This window comes from Oceanobacillus chungangensis (assembly GCF_003369565.1).
Classification (GTDB): domain Bacteria; phylum Bacillota; class Bacilli; order Bacillales; family Amphibacillaceae; genus Oceanobacillus; species Oceanobacillus chungangensis.
This window is the reverse complement of record NZ_PIOD01000025.1, coordinates 295,182-314,080: the sequence shown is the minus strand read 5'-3', so window position 1 is coordinate 314,080 and position 18,899 is coordinate 295,182. Positions and strand designations below refer to the sequence as shown.

General features: G+C 37.4%; 22 protein-coding genes and 1 riboswitch. Of the genes, 7 read left to right on the top strand and 15 right to left on the bottom strand.

Annotated elements, in window-relative coordinates:
* Positions 1-74 precede the first annotated feature (74 nt).
* The 3 genes from CWR45_RS17705 to CWR45_RS17695 are packed head-to-tail and all read right to left on the bottom strand — an operon-like array spanning position 75 to position 2,486.
* On the bottom strand, positions 75-1,223 hold the full coding sequence (locus CWR45_RS17705; protein ID WP_115751161.1) for a magnesium transporter CorA family protein: 1,149 nt from the start codon (positions 1,221-1,223) through the stop codon (positions 75-77).
* A complete protein-coding gene (locus CWR45_RS17700; RefSeq protein WP_115751160.1) occupies positions 1,193-1,537 on the bottom strand; it encodes a hypothetical protein in 345 nt (114 codons plus the stop codon). Before CWR45_RS17700 ends, CWR45_RS17705 begins: the two co-directional genes overlap by 31 nt.
* 52 nt (positions 1,538-1,589) lie before the next feature.
* Positions 1,590-2,486, bottom strand: coding sequence for an AEC family transporter (locus tag CWR45_RS17695; protein WP_115751159.1), 897 nt, complete (start codon positions 2,484-2,486; stop codon positions 1,590-1,592).
* Positions 2,487-2,707: 221 nt separating this feature from the next.
* On the opposite strand from CWR45_RS17695, the gene CWR45_RS17690 reads away from it, so the two are divergent.
* The 4 genes from CWR45_RS17690 (at position 2,708) to CWR45_RS17675 (ending at position 5,787) form a co-directional block, all read left to right on the top strand.
* Positions 2,708-3,082, top strand: coding sequence for a GntR family transcriptional regulator (locus CWR45_RS17690; RefSeq protein ID WP_115751158.1), 375 nt, complete (start codon positions 2,708-2,710; stop codon positions 3,080-3,082).
* Positions 3,083-3,086: 4 nt separating this feature from the next.
* On the top strand, positions 3,087-3,938 hold the full coding sequence (locus tag CWR45_RS17685) for an ABC transporter ATP-binding protein (RefSeq protein ID WP_170138903.1): 852 nt from the start codon (positions 3,087-3,089) through the stop codon (positions 3,936-3,938).
* Between the two features lie 3 nt (positions 3,939-3,941).
* A complete protein-coding gene (locus CWR45_RS17680; protein ID WP_115751156.1) occupies positions 3,942-4,577 on the top strand; it encodes an ABC-2 transporter permease in 636 nt (211 codons plus the stop codon).
* A gap of 355 nt (positions 4,578-4,932) precedes the next feature.
* Positions 4,933-5,787 carry a CvfB family protein gene (locus CWR45_RS17675; protein ID WP_115751155.1) on the top strand — a complete coding sequence of 285 codons (855 nt, stop codon included), beginning with the start codon at positions 4,933-4,935 and terminating at the stop codon, positions 5,785-5,787.
* A gap of 300 nt (positions 5,788-6,087) precedes the next feature.
* On the opposite strand, the gene CWR45_RS17670 is transcribed toward CWR45_RS17675, so the two are convergent.
* Positions 6,088-6,288 (bottom strand): DUF2188 domain-containing protein, encoded by a 201-nt coding sequence (locus CWR45_RS17670; protein WP_115751289.1) that lies wholly within the window; start codon positions 6,286-6,288, stop codon positions 6,088-6,090.
* Positions 6,289-6,463: 175 nt separating this feature from the next.
* Between CWR45_RS17670 and CWR45_RS17665 the strand changes: the two genes are divergently transcribed.
* On the top strand, positions 6,464-7,315 hold the full coding sequence (locus CWR45_RS17665; protein WP_115751154.1) for a DegV family protein: 852 nt from the start codon (positions 6,464-6,466) through the stop codon (positions 7,313-7,315).
* Between the two features lie 402 nt (positions 7,316-7,717).
* Here the strand turns inward: CWR45_RS17665 and CWR45_RS17660 are convergent, their stop codons facing one another.
* From CWR45_RS17660 to CWR45_RS17650, 3 genes are all read right to left on the bottom strand, one after another.
* Positions 7,718-8,014: a hypothetical protein gene (locus tag CWR45_RS17660; RefSeq protein WP_115751153.1), complete on the bottom strand. Its 297-nt coding sequence runs from the start codon at positions 8,012-8,014 to the stop codon at positions 7,718-7,720.
* A gap of 89 nt (positions 8,015-8,103) precedes the next feature.
* The gene (locus tag CWR45_RS17655; protein WP_114917405.1) at positions 8,104-8,298 is read right to left on the bottom strand and encodes a YwbE family protein; all 195 of its coding nucleotides are present in this window, start codon (positions 8,296-8,298) and stop codon (positions 8,104-8,106) included.
* 17 nt (positions 8,299-8,315) lie between these two features.
* A complete protein-coding gene (locus tag CWR45_RS17650) occupies positions 8,316-8,543 on the bottom strand; it encodes a DUF2164 domain-containing protein (RefSeq protein ID WP_115751152.1) in 228 nt (75 codons plus the stop codon).
* A gap of 122 nt (positions 8,544-8,665) precedes the next feature.
* Between CWR45_RS17650 and CWR45_RS17645 the strand changes: the two genes are divergently transcribed.
* Entirely contained in the window at positions 8,666-10,363 is a 1,698-nt protein-coding gene (locus tag CWR45_RS17645; RefSeq protein ID WP_115751151.1) for a M3 family oligoendopeptidase, read from the top strand.
* A gap of 147 nt (positions 10,364-10,510) precedes the next feature.
* Positions 10,511-11,296, top strand: coding sequence for an HAD family hydrolase (locus CWR45_RS17640; RefSeq protein WP_115751150.1), 786 nt, complete (start codon positions 10,511-10,513; stop codon positions 11,294-11,296).
* A gap of 574 nt (positions 11,297-11,870) precedes the next feature.
* On the opposite strand, the gene CWR45_RS17635 is transcribed toward CWR45_RS17640, so the two are convergent.
* The 8 genes from CWR45_RS17635 to CWR45_RS17600 form a co-directional block, all read right to left on the bottom strand.
* On the bottom strand, positions 11,871-12,398 hold the full coding sequence (locus CWR45_RS17635; RefSeq protein ID WP_115751149.1) for a chromate transporter: 528 nt from the start codon (positions 12,396-12,398) through the stop codon (positions 11,871-11,873).
* Positions 12,395-12,964 carry a chromate transporter gene (locus CWR45_RS17630; protein ID WP_115751148.1) on the bottom strand — a complete coding sequence of 190 codons (570 nt, stop codon included), beginning with the start codon at positions 12,962-12,964 and terminating at the stop codon, positions 12,395-12,397. Before CWR45_RS17630 ends, CWR45_RS17635 begins: the two co-directional genes overlap by 4 nt.
* A gap of 255 nt (positions 12,965-13,219) precedes the next feature.
* On the bottom strand, positions 13,220-13,708 hold the full coding sequence (gene queF, locus CWR45_RS17625; protein ID WP_115751147.1) for a preQ(1) synthase: 489 nt from the start codon (positions 13,706-13,708) through the stop codon (positions 13,220-13,222).
* A gap of 74 nt (positions 13,709-13,782) precedes the next feature.
* Positions 13,783-13,829, bottom strand: a riboswitch (PreQ1 riboswitch).
* Positions 13,830-13,865: 36 nt separating this feature from the next.
* Complete coding sequence (locus tag CWR45_RS17620; RefSeq protein ID WP_115751146.1) at positions 13,866-14,147, bottom strand: YciI family protein; 282 nt, start codon at positions 14,145-14,147, stop codon at positions 13,866-13,868.
* Between the two features lie 47 nt (positions 14,148-14,194).
* On the bottom strand, positions 14,195-14,875 hold the full coding sequence (rpiA, locus tag CWR45_RS17615) for a ribose-5-phosphate isomerase RpiA (protein WP_147294845.1): 681 nt from the start codon (positions 14,873-14,875) through the stop codon (positions 14,195-14,197).
* 38 nt (positions 14,876-14,913) lie between these two features.
* Positions 14,914-15,768: a chemotaxis protein gene (locus CWR45_RS17610; RefSeq protein ID WP_115751145.1), complete on the bottom strand. Its 855-nt coding sequence runs from the start codon at positions 15,766-15,768 to the stop codon at positions 14,914-14,916.
* A gap of 171 nt (positions 15,769-15,939) precedes the next feature.
* Positions 15,940-17,811, bottom strand: coding sequence for an oligopeptide ABC transporter substrate-binding protein (gene opp4A / locus CWR45_RS17605; protein WP_115751144.1), 1,872 nt, complete (start codon positions 17,809-17,811; stop codon positions 15,940-15,942).
* A 179-nt stretch (positions 17,812-17,990) separates the two neighbouring features.
* Positions 17,991-18,899, bottom strand: a complete 909-nt coding sequence (locus CWR45_RS17600; RefSeq protein WP_115751143.1) for an ABC transporter permease — start codon at positions 18,897-18,899, stop codon at positions 17,991-17,993.

The window sequence follows — 18,899 nt, the reverse complement described above, 5'->3', positions numbered from 1 at the left end:
CAAACGCCTGCTCCTTTAGGCGGATGCCTTAGTTGCACCTATACAGCATAAGAAAGCTTATACTTTCTTAACTACTAGAACAGCTTCCGCTTCCTGCTTCTTTTTTCATTGAGCCAGCGCTTGATGAAAAAGAATCCCATTGCAAATGAAATAAAAATACCAGAAAAGATAACAAATAATACGAGCCATTCATAGATCGAATATGATTTCAACCTAGAAAATGTCAGAGTACCTAATTCCTCGATTACTAGGTTCATTCCAAAGATTCCTGAGATTACAGTATAGATTGTCAAGATTTGAATCAAATAGTTTAGCCTCTTCCCATCCCAATTATCTTGATTTTTATCAAGAATTGCTATGGAATGCTTCACGTCCTCATAAAGTTTCTCAATTCGAAAAACCCTCTTTACATCTCTAAAAATCTCTTTACCTGCAGAAGTGCTATTAATCTCGGGCAGATAATATTTAGAAGTGAATGTCGTTATCATTATCGTCAGGAGCTCAACTTTTTTTATATCCTTTTCAACTTCGACTCTAGAATAATCATGACTCAGCTTTAATAAAACGAGCTTATAATAGAAGAATAGCAATAGTCCGTAGAAATGCTCACCATACATTTGCTGCGATAATTGCTTACCAATTTTACCCTTCTCTTTTGTCACACAGGAAAAATGTGTATCGCTCGTCACATAATAGGTTGTGTCGCCCCATCTGTCATACACTTTCTCCTCATAATAGCGCTCGAAATAGTCAGGGTTTGATGCTCCCACATAAGCATCACCATTTTCATCATACCCGTTAAGCTCACCGATTCGATATAATTCCTTCTTGATTATTTTACTTTCATTTAAAATTGGAAGAAAGCTAATCACATACATCCTTTCATCGATAAAAAATGGTAGACTACCGAAATAGGTTGTACTATCGGCAGTTCGATTATCGATATAAGCCGTAAAATCAACAAGCAATCCTTGTAAAATAAAATCTCTAACTAGATAAAGAGAATTTTCATTAAACCCAACCTTCACTTTGAACATCTCTTCCTCATTTGCTATTAGGATGCGAAATAAGTCTCCAAAATGAAGAATATCATTGGTTTTTAGGTCTTCTGGAAAATGAATCCTAATATTCAATAGTCCAATATGAAATGGGCAAATAAAGATATCAATCGAATCAATTACAAATGTTGTTATTAAATGAGGCGACTCGAATCGAATCGACATAATGCATCCATCTTTTTCGAAAATCTTCTTAACCCTTCAATGTCATCGAGACCATCTGGGAAAATAATCGGTTCAATATTTGGCATAAAATAGGTTCCTAAATTTCTGTGGGAAATCTTCAATTTTCCATAAAATTGATCCTGCTGTTTCTCATCTGAAACTGAAAAAAAGGTAAAACCTGTTTGCAGTAATTTCTTCACAAAGGCTTCAACCTTACCATCTCTCAATAAAAACGGAAAGAGAAATTGCTGTGAAGCAGCTGCAGATTTGGAGTGTTCAACTGGTTGTTGATTGTTCATTACTTCTACTGCCATTAGCTCTCCCCCGTTATATACAAATTTCATGGCTTATTTTTAAAGAACAGTGTTAAGCTACAATATTTAACAAGATTGTTACGGTCACAATACTTAAAGCTGTTGCGATGAATGTAATGCTTGATACAAGTTCTGGTTCAGTATCAAATTCAATTGCATACATCGTGGTAGTTGCTGCAGTAGGCATTGCAGAAACGATAATTAGGACGAGACCAATTAATGGATCAACATTAAATAATAGGACAAATCCAGCAGCAATAAGTGGTGCAGCAACCATCTTTAATATTACTGCTGATGTTATCACTTGCCAGTTTAATTTAATGCCTGTCAACGAACCAAGCTGCATTCCAAGCATAATCATCATGACTGGAATTGCTGCTTCCCCGACCATCGCAAGCACCGAGTGAAATGATTCTGGTACTTCAACGGAAAAGGTTTGGAATAAGAAAGCTAGAATCGTTGCATAGGTCGTTGGCATTTTAAAAACATTAAGAAGAGCATACTTCATCCCTTTTGAACTTCGCGATGCGTAATAGACACCGAAGAAATTATTTTGTATTCCCTGTACAACCATTATAAATACTGCATATGGCAATGCTTGCGGTCCAACACTAAATAAAACAACTGGAAGTCCATAATTTCCTGCATTCATAAAACCAGTTGCAAGGATTGAAGCACTTTCGATATTTGCTGGCCATTTAAATATTTTCGCTAAGATCTTATTAATAAATACCATAAGAAAGAACAATGAAAACATGTAAACGATAATAATAATATACCCACTATCAAATTCAGCATCATAAAGTGACGTAAAAACTAGACATGGCGATAGTATATACAGTGTTACTGCAGACACAGATTTTACATCAAGAAGTCGAATTCGCTGTAAAGCAAATCCCGCTGCGAAAATAACCATGATTGGCAAAATTACATTAAGAAATAAACTCATTTCAACATCTCCATTTACTAATGCGCGTTCAAAAAGTGGATAATAATGACTAAGAATACTATATGTTCATTCTACCGTACTTTTTGAACATCTTCATATCAAACTACTTAATAGTTTACCATACCTACAATATCAATTAGTATTTTTCCCCATTTTCATATTGCATTATTGAGTATATTGTATATAATGTGTATATACAATATATAGAAAGAGATGATGGAATGAATATTCTAATCTCGACAAGTAGCAAAGAACCTCTCTTCCAGCAAATAATAGATCAAATAAAGCAGCAGATCTTTTCCGGTGATTTAAAGGAAGGCGAGGCACTACCGTCGATGCGATTACTCGCAAAAGAATTGAAAGTAAGTGTCATCACAACAAAACGTGCCTATGAGGATTTAGAAGCAGAAGGATACTTAATCTCTGCTGTTGGTAGAGGAACATTTGTTGCAGGGCAGCAGCCACAGGTCTTAAAGGAATGGCAAACTCGTGAACTAGAGAATGAGTTAGAAAAAATCGTAATTGAAGGAAAGAAAATCGGCATAACGAAAGATGAGCTGCTAGAACTAGTGACGATATATTATGAGGGGGATTGATCAAATGAATACTGTAGAATTTCACAATGTAACAAAATCACGCAAAGACTTCTCTATCAAAAATTTAAGCTTCACAATTCCACAAGGTTTCATTACAGGGTTTATTGGTCCGAATGGCAGTGGGAAAACGACAACGATTCAAATGATGATGAATCTCCTCCATATTGATGAGGGCGACATTCGGCTATTTGGCACCAATCATAAAAATCAACATGTTAAGCAGAAAATCGGATTTGTCTATGATGATCTCTATATGTACGAAGAATTTAATATTAGAAAAATAAAGTCTTTTATTGCCCCACTCTATGAGACATGGAACGAGGAATTATTTCAAAAATATTTAGTGAAGTTCGAGCTTCCGACCGGTAAGAAAATTAAGAAATTCTCAAAAGGAATGAAAATGAAATGTTCCTTACTATTTGCTCTCTCCCATGAGGCTGAATTTATCATCATGGATGAGCCAACATCAGGACTTGATCCAATTTTTCGAAGGGAGTTACTCGATCATATCCAGGAGTTAATGCTAAAGGAAAACCAAACCATTTTTCTTTCATCCCATATTACTGCTGATTTGGATCGGATTGCGGATTATATTATTTTTATTTATCAAGGCAAAATCATGCTGCAAAAGAGTATGGAAGAAATACAAAACCTATTTTATATCATCAAGGGAAAATCTGACCTGATTGACGCGGACACGAAAGAATTATTTATTGGTATTAAACAAACCAGTCTAGGTTTTGAGGCACTCTTTGAAGGTGAGCTGTCCCTATTTGATGCTTTTGGTGATGAAATTGTTGCGGAAAAAGCAACTCTTGAAGATATTATGTATTACATGACAAGAAAGGAGATTTAAGAGATGTTACAAATTTTGAATAAGGAATTTCAGTTAAGCTTCTCAAATATCATATTAACAATCATTTTTATTCCTATTGCTTATATCTTGAACATATCTAGTATATTTCTTTATATAGGATTTATGTTTGGCTTTATATTTTATGCATTTTATTACGATGGTAAAAATCATGCAAACCGTTTTATAAAGAGCTTGCCAATTAAACTTAGGCATGTTGTCTTGGCAAGGCATTTATTTCAACTTGGCCTTTCGATTATTGTTTTAATCTATTTATCTATTATTGATGCTCTCGTACATCATTACTTGCCTTATTTTTCTTATCAGCCTATATCATGGATTACTGTCTTAATTTTATTTGCACTAACTAGTTTTATCAGCGCGGTTTCTTATCCGATTTATTATTATTTCCAATCATTTACGACCGCGGTAGCTGTACAAATAGGATCATTAACTATATTAGCAAGTCTAACTGGAATAGCATTAAATCTCTTTCATGTGCAATTAGAACCATTTATTTTCTTTATTTTGGATCTTATCGAATTCCAGCCAACCTTAATTATCATTCTATTTTCTATCGGCTGTCTATTTCTCTCTTATCTACTTTCATCATGGATCTATGCAAGAAAAGAAACACAATAATATTCCCCAAAGAAGTATTGACAAACGATTGTATCTATGAGATGATACTTAATCTAAGTAACATAAAGTGATCTGGCATTCTGCAATGTTTTTGAAGATGCTTATTCACACTGGCGCGACTAAAGGGTCGCAAGGACGTAAGAGCAGGTTGGGCTTGCGTTGCTTAAGTTAGGAAACACCCAGTGGAACATGTACCGCGGTTAAAGTGAAATTATTATGCTGAAATTTCCCACCCGAAGCTAATCGGGATAATAAAATATATATAAAACTTTAGTGTTACTTTATAATTAAAGGGGTACTCTTATAAAAGGGTATCCCTTTTCCAATACATAGATCGAAAGAAGGGTATATAATCATGAGTACACTGCGAATTGGCACTGTCCAAACAATGAATGTATTACGTAAAATTGAAACAGGATATGTATTATCAAAGGCTGGGGAAGAAGCACTCCTCCACCATAATGAATCAGACCATGAGTTAGAAGAAAATCAAGAAATCCAGGTATTCCTTTATAATGATAAAAAGGGTAATGTCGCAGCAACAACTGCGATTCCTACAGTGCAAATGGATGCATACGACTGGGCAGAGGTTGTTGAGGTTATTCCAAAATTAGGCGCGTTCGTCAACATCGGCATTGCCAAGGAAATGCTTGTCTCTGTTGATGACCTTCCATTATTTGAAGATGTTTGGCCAAATGTTGGCGACAAACTATTTGTTACCTTAGGGAAGGATCAAAAAGGTCGACTACTTGCACTACCTGCTACGGAAGGCGTGATTGCAAGAGAAATCGAGCTTGCACCAGATGAATTATTGAATCAACAGATTAGCGGAACTATCTATCATACGAGTAGAGAAGGCTCTGCAATTCTGACGGAAGAGAATTACCGAGGTTTCATCCATCATACTGAACGCAAAGCAGAACCAAGACTTGGTGAGCTTGTTCATGGAAGGGTAATCGAAGTGAAGGTCGATGGCACATTAAACATTTCACTTCGCCCACTAAAGCAGCATAGTATGGGAGAAGATGCGGATGCAATTTTAGAGCATCTTGAAGCACATGATGGCATCATTCCATTTAGCGACAAGAGTGACCCCGATGATATTCGAGGAACATTCAATATTAGTAAAGCAGCATTTAAGCGAGCGCTCGGCAAGCTAATGAAAGATGGAAAAATTGAGCAACGCGACGGGAATACGTATTTGAAATAAAAATAAACCTTTGTTCGTAGCAATAACGAGCTTACTTATGAGGTGAATAACTCTAACTCTCATTTGGACCCGTTATATTTCACAGAGCTTTCATAGCACTATTACGCAGTTAATAAGGCTTAGAGAAATAATATCTCTAAGCCTTATTTTTTGTACTACACCAATTTATGACATTTTTTATTCACTTTAAAGAACCTTCTGATTTAGAACACTTATACTTGTCATTCATTTTATTGGCTTAATGGCTTTTTAAATATATCCTAAACACGGAACTTCTCTATCTGAATATTACTCATTTTATTATTCGAATCTTCTTTTCTCAATAACATCATGATTTTCATCAAAAATCTGCACTTCGCTCGGTTTGTTTTCCTTGGCCATTCGCTCAGCTGCTTCAATGGCTTCGTCTTTTGTATTATGTTCCTCTTCAGGCGCCACGTCCTCGAGCTTAACAACCCAGCCAGTTAAATCCACATTCGGGGCAATACTGTATGTGTGCATTTTAACAACTCCTTCAGTTTTCTTTATAAACTTTTCCCTTAGATAAACAGGCATAAACATTTTCATTTTCCACATATATTTCCCCGCGAATTAGTACCTGTTATTAATTGCTGGTATTAATATTGGAATTTCTGTATAATATGGTTATTAGCAAGCTAAAGAAACGAGGGATCTTATGACGACAAAGAAAATTGCCTTTGTGACCGACAGCACCGTCTTTTTGACCGAACAATTGAGATCGCATCCTGATGTGTATATCGTGCCAATGGTCGTTATCTCAGATGGTATAGAATACGATGACGCGAATCTTACATCCGATAAGCTGTACGACATCATACGCAGCGAAAAAGAAATACCTAAGACATCACAGCCCAATTCTAATAAATTTCATGAACAGTATGAACAGTTGAAAGAAAACTATGACCAGGCTATCGCTATTCATGTATCATCAGAATTAAGCGGAACACTCTCAAGCTCCGATGCTGGAAAGAATCAGGCCAATTTTTCTGTAGAAATAATTGACTCCCTCTCCCTTTCATATGGAATTACAGACCTTCTAACCGAGGGACTTGCACTTGCCGAAAAGGGCGTGGAAGTCCCTGTGATTGCCAGCCGTTTACGCGAGCGAGCTGCACACGGCCGAAATCTGATTCTTCTCGGCAGCCTCGAACAGCTTTACAAAGGCGGACGCATGTCCGGCGCGCAGTTCCTGCTTGGAAATCTTTTAAAAATCAAACCAATTTTATCGATAACATCTACCGGAAAGCTTGAACTGAAGGAACGCATCCGCTCCGAAAAGAAAGCTATCAACCGCTTGATAGCTCTCATAAAGGAATCCAATCAGGTGAAAAATGTAAAGGAAGTAGGCATCATGCACGGTAATGCCCTCGAAAAGGCTCGTGATCTAAGCGATCGAATTAACAAGGAAATCCCCAATCTAACAACGGTAATTGGTGAAATCAGTTCATCGCTTGCTGTACATGCTGGTGAAGGTACAGTTGCTGTATTTTGGAATGAAGGAAAGTGATAGAACACAACTATCGATTAGTTTAATATAGTAAAAGAATGAAACTCGTCTGCAGGCGGGTTTTTCATTTTATCGTATAAAAAACTCGTTAAGCTCCAAATGATGGAATGAACTTAACTAGATAGCAAAACCCGTGATTAAAATATGAACAACTCAAATAAATTTTAGACTAATCTAGCTTCTGAACAGTTCCGTTTAACGGAAGAGGCAACAAATATGGAGCTGTTATAACGTGCATTTCAAAAGGCAAATGCCCACTAAGTATATAGTGCCGAAGACATTCATTGAAGTTCAGTTTGTGGTTGCAGTCCTAAAGAGAACCCGTAATCATAGAGATTAGAAGTTTTGCTTCTACTTAAAAAACTAAAAAAAGAGCGATATTCGCCCTTTTCTTTGTCCGTATTATGCATTTTGAATATTTTCATCCGCATTCATATATGCGTCAATTATAGCTGTAATCACATAACCAATTGCTGCTGCAAATAATGATGCAATTCCCCATCCACCTAAAGGTGCCCCTGCAAAAGATTCATTCACAAACGTCGCAACTAACAGGAGAATTAATCCTGCTGCAACAAAGATGTGATTTGGAAAATAACTAATAAATTTATCCGCTGCAGTTGCTTTTAAAAGGATAAGATTAATGACTACTACTGCAAATGTTAGAATTCCACCAACAATAAATACTGACCCAATCATCTCATTCACCCCATTATGTAAATTATTCACTATTTTTAGTCTACAATTGAACGCTTCCAAAGTCAATGAAAGCGCCAAATAATCATTGCTTATTTCGTATGAATTCTCCCGACCTGCCCATCTTCGAGCCTTACTTTAATACCATGTGGATGGAATTCTGATTTGGTTAATAAATCCTTCACTATTCCAGCAGTGGTCTTTCCTGTTCGTTGATCCTGTTTCAGAACTATCTCAACAGCTAGTCCAGGTTTAACGTTTTTACGGTATCTACCATCTATTTCCATCATCCCTCGTCACCTCTCTATTTCTGAATTTCAAATAAATCATCAAGCTTTGCTGCTAAATAAGTATGACTATCCTCTACCCCAAGATTATAAAACTTCGGTGCAAGCTCCGTTGTAATAAAATCCAGTAGCATCATTGCTTTTAGATCACCAATTGCATCATCCATATTCTGTTCAAAATATGTTTTTATCCTCGCAGTCATTTCATCCCGCTGTTCTTTGGTTAAAGTCAATTTTTCGTTCATAATATACTCCTCATCATTGTAATTGCTCGCTACATTATAACAAATCTTCAACTAAAAGGTGTAAATTTCCAAAAAGTAAATTATAATTGAATTTGCAATCATCTAACTAAGGGGGAAATATCATGCTTAAGTTTGAAGAATACCTGTACGAACGACCGCATTTACAAACGGAAAAAGAAACGTTTCGGGGACTATTAACAGCCTTTTCAACTGCAGATAACTTAGAAGTTGCGACAAAGGCAATGAAAGCTATTAACGCCTTTCGCAATAAGCTGTCTACTTTATACAATTTAGTTTACATCCGCGCTTCTATCAATACGAATGATGAATATTATCTAAAAGAACGTGATTACTTTGATGAAATATTACCGGAAATCCAGGAACTTGACACTGAATTTTACAAGGTGTTGGTAAAATCAACTTATCGCGAAGCACTTGAAGAAAGATTTGGTACACAGCTTTTTCAAATAGCTGATTTTGCAATCAAATCATTCTCTCCATCAGTTATTGAGCTGATGCAAAAGGAGAATAAATTAGCGTCTGAGTATTCGAAGCTAAAGGCTTCTGCACAAATTGAGTTTCAAGGAGAAACTTATACACTTGCACAATTAGAGCCATTTGAAGAAAGCAAGGACAGAAACGTACGTAAACAAGCAATTGAAGCGAAATTTGGCTTTTTCCAAGACAATGCAGCCAAATTCGATGAACTCTATGATCAACTTGTGAAAACGCGCCATGAAATTGCAGTTAAGCTAGGGTTTAAGAATTTCATCGAGCTTGGCTATCTAAGAATGCAACGGATCGATTATAATGCAGAAATGGTTGATGTTTTCCGTAAACAAGTCCGTGAATTCATTGTTCCTGCTGCTACGAAGTTATATAAGAGACAAGCTGCACGTATTGGTATAGATTCCCTTAAGTTTTATGATGAAAGCTTTGAGTATACAAGTGGAAATGCCGAGCCAAAAGGGTCACCGGAATGGATTATTGAAAACGGCAAGAAAATGTACGAAGAATTATCCGATGAAACGAATGATTTTTTCCAATATATGCTTGACCGTCACTTAATGGATCTTGAAGCTAAAAAAGGAAAAGAAGCTGGTGGATATTGCACATTCATTGACGACTATGAATCTCCATTTATTTTCTCTAATTTCAATGGAACTTCTGGAGATATCGATGTGCTCACACATGAGGCAGGTCATGCATTCCAAGTATATTCCAGTCGTAATATTGGTGTACCTGAGTATTTATGGCCAACAAGTGAATCTGCGGAAATCCACTCTATGAGCATGGAATTCTTCACCTGGCCATGGATGGATAATTTCTTTAAAGAAGATGTCGAAAAATACAAATTCTCACATCTTGCTAGTGGATTAAAATTCATCCCTTATGGGGTTGCCGTTGATGAATTCCAGCATCTTGTCTACGAAAATCCTGAATGGACTCCAGATGAACGTAAAGCTGCATGGAAGAAGCTAGAGGAAGTCTATCTTCCACATCGTGACTATGACGGAATTGCATATTTAGAAGCTGGAGGCTTCTGGCAGCGCCAAGGTCATATTTACCAAGATCCTTTCTATTACATTGATTACACGTTAGCACAAATATGTGCCTTCCAATTCTGGAAACGTGATCGTGAAAACCATGAGGACGCATGGAAGGATTACTTAAATCTATGTAAACTAGGTGGATCAAAACCTTTCCTAGGTTTAGTCGAAGCAGCTAATCTTCGGTCGCCATTTGAAGAAGGAACTGTTGAATCTGTCATTGGTACAATCGAGGAATGGCTTGATTCGGTAAATGATCAGGCATTATAAGTGACATTTTTAATACCAGGCACTCGACTGCCTGGTATTTTTGTTTAATTATCTAGCTATTCTCCACGCTTCATCTAGCATAGTGAATTAAATGCTTTAGTATGCTAAAATTACATCATAAACTATTCTTATGAAAAGGAGATTAACATGACGTACAAAGCACTATTCCTAGATATCGATGGTACCATTTTAAAACCCGATCATACATATACAGAATCAACGAAAGATGCAATCAGTCAAGTAATGGACCAAGGAGTAGAAGTCTTTCTCGCTACCGGTCGTCCAATTCACGAAATAAGTGAACTTGCGGGAGAACTCTCAATCGATTCATTCATTGGCTATAACGGGGCATATGCGCTATACCAAAGAGAAAATATTGTGGATGAACCAATTGATTCAGCAGTGATTGATAAATTTGTCGAGATAGCGAAAGAAAATAATCATGAATTTGTCATGTATACGAATGGGAAAAATTACTTTTCCAATCTAGATAGTCCAACCGTTACGTTATTCACTGAAGCATTCCAAATGAAACATAACGAAGCATATACTCCAGCGATAAATCATCAGATTTTAGGGGTAACCGTGATGAATGTTGAGCCTTCTCAGCCCTCCCTTTATGAATTCGACCCCGCTTTCCATCTTTCTCAGGTGAATGTCGAAGGAGTAGAGAATTCCTATGATATTATTCGCGACACTGTAAATAAAGGGGAAGCAATCACGAAATTGCTTCAACGTATAAATGTAGCAAAAGAAGAAGCAATTGCTTTTGGTGATGGGATGAACGATAAAGAGATGCTTCGTGCAGTTGGCGAAGGCTTTGCTATGGCAAATGCCCATCCAGATCTTTTCCAGTACGCCAAGCACCGGACAACATCTGTAACAGACTCCGGAATCTTTAACGGATTGAAGGAATTAGGTTTAGTTAAATAATCAACAAGAAGCCACGGTCTATTGTGAATAGAACGTGGCTTCTAACAGTGTATGACGCATTTCTTATCGTTTGTTGCTAATTTAGATAAACTGTGAAATAGGGCTCAATGTTGATTTCCGCTACTGCAGGCACGAACCTTAGGACAACGCGGTCTGCTCCTTCGAAAGAAAACCACTTTCGCTGGAGCTTCGGCAACGTTACATCTCACGAAGAAAATCGTTCTTTATTTTCGAGGAGTCTCCTGTCCACCGCTCCCATCAACAGCCATGAGAGAGGAAAATGCAGTTCTATCTAATTAAAGGATAGAAAACTAATATTACTCGCACATCCCCAGCGGAGAAAATACACGAAGACTCCTGCGGGAGGAAGGGCATCGGTGAGACTTCGAAGTGTGCAGCACAAGAAGGCTCACCAGCCCCCCGCGGAAAGCGAAGTGTATTTTCGGAGCGACTAGCCCAAGATCATCTGATAAGTTAGTTCGCAGTTTATATCAACTGCTAATTAGCACCATCACTTGGCTGATAAGAAACAATAAAAAGAAGCACTGCATAAGTGCAACTAATCAATTCACTACTACAACATAAATCCACCATAAACAATCGCAGCAAAAATTACAAAAGCAGGATGTACCTTCCATTTTTCAATCAACAAATAACTTATTCCAGCTATCAAGATTGTTTGCCAAAAACCAATTCCAACGTAGGATTCCAAAAAGAATTTCCAAGCCATCACACCTAATAATATGGCAATCACAGGCTGGACAAATAATGTCAATCGCTTCACCTTTGCTGAATTTTTATACTTATACAATATACTCCCTAGGAAAAGCATAAGAATTAAAGAAGGAGCAACCGAGGCAAAGACACTGACAACAGAACCGAAGACTCCACCAATTTCATAGCCAATATATCCCGCTAGCTTCGTTGCAATCGGACCTGGTAAGGAATTCCCAATTGCCAGTACTTCACCAAACTCTTGAACCGTCATCCATTCATAACGTTTTACAACTTCATTTTCAACCAATGGTATCGACGCCGGTCCACCACCATAACCTAATATCCCAGGAATAAAAAAGGCTAAAAATAATTGCCAATAGATCATGATTTACCTCCACCACTATTTCTGACATGTGGTTTATCACGGAGTGTTAGGGCAATAATTAATAGTACAGCAATAATTATTCCTGGGTGTATATGTAATATTTGCAATGCTATAAATAAAATGCCACCAATGATAATCGCCTTTTCCCAGCCAAAACCTTTTCCAGCCTTTTTCACAAAACCCCAAGTTAGCACGGCCATCATCATTCCTACTACAGGAACAACAGCAGCGGTCATTCCCTGAACCCAATCAAAATCTCTGAAGGAGGAAAGTGATGTTAATAGGAGTATCATTAATATAATCGTTGGAAAAATAGATGCAAATACCCCATTTAACATTCCTGTAAAACCAGAAATCCGGTAACCAACATATCCAGCTAATTTTGTCGCAATTGGTCCTGGCAAAGTGTTAGCGATTGCCAACATATCCCCAAATTCTTCCTCAGTCATCCAGTTGTATTTCTCAACCACTTCTTTTTGAATTAACGGAATAGAAGCAGGACCACCACCAAACCCAAGCATTCCAGAGCGAAAAAATGCCATAAAAATATTCCATTGTGTTCTCATAAGTTTCACAAACCTTTTTTAAATATATTTATTGCCATCTGTAATTTAGATTACTACTGTGATAATCTATTTTATCATATCGAAGTCGAGACTTCCTCCATCGCTAGATATATATTGATTGAATATCAATTTCTCCTGTTAATTAGCCCTAATTAACAGGAGAAATATTATCGTACGCTTACCTATTCTATTGTTCTCTATATACATCCTTGCATTGACAAAAATACGTCTCCCCCTAGGAAAGACGTATTGTAATTAGCGATTATCAATTTTTTCTGGATACATGTCGTGATTCATCATGCGATGATCTGCCATTTGTTCATATTTCGTTCCTGGTTTTCCGTAGTTGCAATATGGATCAATCGAGATTCCGCCTCTTGGTGTAAACTTCCCCCATACTTCAATATAGCGTGGGTCCATCAATTCGATTAAATCATTCATAATGATGTTCATCGTATCTTCGTGGAATGCTCCATGATTTCGAAAACTAAATAGATATAACTTTAATGACTTGCTTTCAACCATTTTCACGTTGGGAATATAACTAATATAAACTGTCGCAAAATCAGGCTGTGCGGTAATTGGACATAGTGCTGTAAATTCTGGGCAGTTAAATTTTACAAAGTAGTCGCGATTTTGATGCTTATTTTCAAATGATTCCAGTACTTCCGGATTGTATTCAAAATCATAGCTTGTCCCTTGATTGCCTAATAATGTTAATCCCGATAAATCTTGTTCCGCCATTTTGACATCTCCTCTTATTTTTGTACGCTAAAATGCCATGTACCCTAAGGCACATGGCATAATCTCAGCATCATCTGTCCTTAGTTTTTTATAGAGGGTTTAAGCTAAGAACCTCTCCTATTAATCTAGCCCATTATATAAAGGAAACACTTCACTGTCAATCTTCATTCAAGCTCGTTTCTACCGTCATTTCCCATTCGTGGATTTCGTAACCTCTCGCTCCACTGACAACATATGGATCTTGTTTTACAATCTCTTCCACTTCATTAAGATTTTCAGCTATGTATATGACTAAGCCACCAACTCCATCTGTGAATCGCCCTTTTGCGAAGACCTTGCCTTCCTCTGCTTTATCTTTTAAATAAGCAAGATGATCCTGACGAAATGTAACATTTTTCTCTGTATCTAGCATTGGTGAAAATGCCGCAAAATATTTCATGTGCCTGTCACTCCCCGAGTTTTGTCAAATATTGTTGAAAAAATAAATTAGGATGTAATAACTTCTATCTCGCTTCCATTACTTACGATAACTTTATTTGCCATATCGACGAATAATCCTGTTTCCACCACACCAACAATTCCTATTAATTGTTCATGCAGCTTTTGTGGATCATTAATTTCCTCAAAAGAACAGTCTAAAATATAGTTTCCATTATCCGAAACGAAGGTTTCTAAATCTCTTTTCCTTATTATTGGCTGACATCCGAGCAATCCAATTTGCTTTGCTGTTACTTCCCAGCCAAACGGAAGTACTTCTATCGGTAAAGGAAATTTCCCTAGATGTGTAACGAACTTTGATTTATCAGCAATAATAATCAACTCTTTTGCTGCATTCGCAATGACCTTTTCTCTTAAAAGCGCCCCACCTCCACCTTTAATCAAATTGAGATTCAAGTCAACTTCATCCGCACCATCAATTGTAATATCTAACTTATCTACTTTCGAGAAATCTGTCAATGGGACTCCAAATTCCTTCGCCCATTGTGCCGTTTGATTAGATGATGGTATCCCTTCAATTCTCAGACCTTGCTGAACTAGCTCTCCAAGCTTTCTAATCATCCAGTAGACAGTCGAACCTGATCCAAGACCTACTTTCATTCCATTCTTTACATAAAGTACAGCTTCTTCTCCAACATGTTTCTTTGCCTTGTCAGTCTCATTCAACATGATTATCCTCCCAATGTAGCGCTTACTTATATTATACCCTATCCGTTTATACTCCTCCAAGTTCTAACCAAGCCATTGACGATTGGATCAATCACCTCGTTATCCTTGTCATAATCACGATGCGATAATGGGCTCCAGCTTGTAAAGATTCCGCCTGCATTTACAGCAATGTCTTTTGTAACTGCCAGATTATAAGCTTCATTCATCCCTTTTAATGGGTAAGCAAATATATCATCCTTATCATAAAAATTCAGCCATTCGCCAACAACATTTGGATAAAATTCGCTTACCCTTGGTGAAGGAATAATGATAGGTATGCCAAAGTCCGTATACCGTAATGACCACAATACCATAGGGCTTCCTAAAGTATAGAATAGGGTTAAGGTTTCACCTTGCTCGATTGGAGTTTGATTCATACGGCGACGCGTTTCTGCCCCTCTATTTTTGCGCTTAAATTGTAAATCATAAAAATAGTTGCTCGCGACAATGGTACCAAGGCTATGACTGATCACACAAAGCGGAGCATCTGATCCAACTTTTTTTCGTAACCGATTAATCGCAGAAGCAACATATGCATGCACTTTGTCATAATTTTGATTTCCGAACATCGTCGGCTGATATGCAATCGCATCACCGAGAAATTCGATAATAAACCGTCTTAACCGTGGAAAATCCAGTTGTGCACTTTCCTGCATCTTCTTCCATAATTCTAGTTGCTTTGATTCAAATATCGAAGACCAAAAAACGGATTCGAATACTAATTCATTTTCTGCATTTTCACAAGATAACTTCCTGGAAAATCGTTTGGAAATACGTTTGATTATATCGTCTGCAAAATCCTCTTTCGGCGTTCCCATACCATGTAAGATTGCAATTGCAATTTTCTGTGTCATGATAATCCCCCCGGTAATCATCATTCACTAAATTTACCAACTAGAGTATATCTATTATATTACTAATCTATAGAAAACAGATGATAAATAATACCCAGATTACAGAAAGGACTTCGTTTTAATAAAAAGAAGACCCGCTGCAACAGCGAGCCCCCTTTGAAATTATAATAATTATGGAAGTAAAGGTTTTTCTTGAGTTACACCAACTTCATGCCATTTCACCCATGATACCTTAATCGAAAAGTCTGTCACACGGTTGTTAACCGGTGTTAATTCAGAACGGTAAAGCGTCGGGAATAGAGGAATATCTTCAACCATTAATTCTTGCCATTGTTTATAAATATCTTGATGATATGCAGGATCCAATGAAGCTTCTGATGCACCTGCAGCTAGTAATTCATCATTCTTTTCACTTGTATAACGTGTATAGTTATAACCAGCATTACGACCGTATAATCCTGTTTGGTCTACATCTGTTCCAGTACCCCATGCGCCTTGATAAACATCAACTTCATCGTCATCGCCTTCAAGTTTATCATAGAAACTGTTAAATTCAACTAGTCCTCCACCTAATAGTTGAACATTTAGTCCAACAGCTTTCCATGCTTGAACATAATAGTTTGCCATTGGTTCTGCAACATCTCCACCTGACATTGAAGCAAAATTAATCACTAATTCTTCGCCATCAGGATTTTCACGAAGACCATCACCATCAACATCTACATAACCAGCTTCATCTAAAATACGCTTCGCTTCTTCCGGATCATATGTTGGTGTTTCAATTGATGGATCGTGATACTCTTTGAATGGTGGAATAATCAATGTTGTTGCCTGCCAGCGCAGACCATTATAGAATTTTTCACCTACTGCATTATTATCTACTGCATACCACATTGCCTTACGTAAGTTTACATCAGCCATTTTTGCATCTGGATCTGTAACACTTTCACCTTTTTTCGCATCAAATTTACCTAATTTAAAGCCGATATACGTATAACCTAATTCTTGCTGCCCTAAGAATTCCACATTCGTCAGCTTTTGCTCAACATCTGGATACTGATCCGTTGGGAATGGTTGAGCTATATCAACTTCACCAGTTTCTAATGCATTTGCTACTGTTGTAGGTGGAATTACCTTTAATGTTACCCCATCAAGCTTCGGAGCACCTTGCCAGTAATCTTCGTTTGCTGTGTATGTTACAGATTCTCCTGGAGTAATTTGTTCTACTTTAAATGGTCCATAGCCAATTGGGTTCACTCGAACAGCATCACTTTCAGCCATCTCCGCTACTGGAATATCCTTAAAAATATGTTTTGGCATTGGTGCAGTCCAAATTCCACCAGCTAATAATGATGGATTTGCTTCTTTAAATGTAATTTTGATTGTCTTTTCATCGACAACTTCAATCCCAGAGATTTTATCTGCTTCTCCAGCATTATACTCATCGATTCCAACAACATTTTCAACTGCATAGTAACGCATTCCAGTATAATCTGGGCTGCCAATTACTTCGTGCGCAAATTCTAAATCTTCTGCTTTAACTGGTTCACCATCATGCCAGTTTACATTATCACGAATTTTAATTGTAAAGGTTGTGCCAGCTTCATCAACTTCCCACTCTGCTGCACCATCTTGTGTATAAGTAAAGTTATCATTCTCAATACTTAAAAGACCATCAGCATCTTCAAAGAATTTCATAACAAGAAAGTCTGGATTACCTTCATAAAATACTGGGTTAAGTATACCTTCGAAAGCTGTGTCAGATACTAAACCGTAGTTTAGTGTACCTCCATCGATAGCATCCCCTTCGTTTGTCTTATCAGGGCTAAAGTCATCGATTGAATATAGATTATCCCCACTATCTGCCTCTTCTTCTGGTTCTTCTGCGTCAGCGTCTTCCTCTGCACCCTCATCTGTACCTTCGTCTGTAGCAGGATCTTCTGAATCAGCTGGTTTCTCCTCATCAGTTCCGCCGCTGCTACATGCTGCTAATACTAGAACCAATGCAAGCATTAGAGCCAAAAGCCATTTTGTCTGTTTCATTCTTGTACCCTCCCCTTTTTTATCCTTCATTTCATCAGCCGCAAATTGATTTCCTGACTGATTCTATACTTAAACATCAATATTAGAAAATATCGATGAAAGTAACATATTCATCATTATCCATCACCTACATTCTTCTGCACATCCCCCCTTAAATATGCTCCAATTCTAGCTTTATGTTAACCCCTTCTCTGTCTTGCATCTGTTGCTCTTCTTAATGCCTCGCCTACATTTCGGACCATTAGCATCATTACTAGAATCAGAATGGCAGCTGGTACCCAGATCCACCATCTATATTCCAATGTTTGTGGGTTTGTCGCATAGCTTAATAATGTACCGAGACTCGGTGTACTTTCAGGAAAACCAAATCCTAAAAAGGAGAGACCTGATTCAATTCCGATATTTGCCGCTAAATTCAATGTCATCGTTACAATAATTAGAGAGCTAATATTTGGCATCACTTCTCTAAAAATAATCTTCGTATGCGATGTACCAAGCGTTTTCGATGCTTGTACATAATCCAGTTCCTTCTCTTGAAGTGCCTTTGACCTGATTAATCTTGCAATCCCCATCCAGTTAAAGGCTGCCATAATGATAGAGAATGCTAATATCGTATAATTCGGTACAATTGATACAAACACAATGACTAGCATCGTGAACGGTAAAACTTGGAAGAAGTCGAGGACACGCATCATCGCATTGTCTGTATAGCCTCCGAAGTATCCAGCAATCAACCCAAAGGCAATTCCAAATATACCACTGATTGCGGTTACTAAAAATCCAATAGAAAGCGAGTTTCGCGTCCCGATAATTAATTGCCCAAATATGTCACGACCACCATAATCTGTTCCTAAGATAAATTCCTCTGATGGTGGCTCATGGATTGCAAACAGATCTACCCTGACAATTTCATCTTGGTCTAAAACAAAAGCAATTCCGTAAACAAATACCGTGATAAGTGTCAATAATATTAATGAAACGAGAGCAAGCTTATCCCTGACAATTTCTTTCCATAAGATTTTTAGACCAGATGGACTTTTTGTAGGATCCTGTATTTGATTCGCTAAATTTGTATTGTTTACTTCCAT